This is a genomic window from Chryseobacterium pennae (genome assembly GCF_003385515.1).
GTDB lineage: Bacteria > Bacteroidota > Bacteroidia > Flavobacteriales > Weeksellaceae > Chryseobacterium > Chryseobacterium pennae.
The window spans coordinates 1-587 of sequence record NZ_QNVT01000076.1; the positions used below are offsets into that span (position 1 = coordinate 1).

The window sequence follows — 587 nt, forward strand, 5'->3', positions numbered from 1 at the left end:
TTCAAAGTACAGATTTAGGCTTTTTTGTAGCCGGGAATGTACAAAACTCTTCCCAAGGGTATGGCTCCAAAGATGTCTGGATCACCAGACTCGACAAAGGCGGAAAAGAACTATCCCAATTGATAGTAGGTGGAAAAGGTTTGGATGAAGTAGAGAAAATGATCCCCACAAAAGATGGTGGAGCCTTATTGGGAATTTATTCAAGAAGCTCCGAAGTTCGAGGTTCAGGATTAAGAAATCCTGAGAGTAAATCTTCAGATGAAAGATCTGTCAGTTCAACAGCCATTAGCCAGACGCCAAAAGCCAGCAGCAATTTCGGTGAAGGAGATTACTGGATCATCAAACTGGATAAAAACGGAAAAGTAGAATGGGAAAAGAACTATGGTGGTAAAGGAGATGATCATATCAGAACCCTGTCTTTAACCTCAAATGGTTATATCATCGGTGGGGAATCCAGATCCGAAAGATCAGGAAACAAGACGGTTGGAATTGAAGAAGGAACCGATCTGTGGCTGATTTCTTTAAATGAAAAAGGTGATGAACAGTGGCAGAAATCCTACAATTTCAAAAACCGTGATATCCTGATG

At 41.1% G+C, this 587-nt stretch carries 1 pseudogene; it reads left to right on the forward strand.

What is annotated here, in order from left to right:
- A pseudogene (locus tag DRF65_RS28195) lies at positions 1-587 on the forward strand (T9SS type A sorting domain-containing protein); the annotation flags it as partial.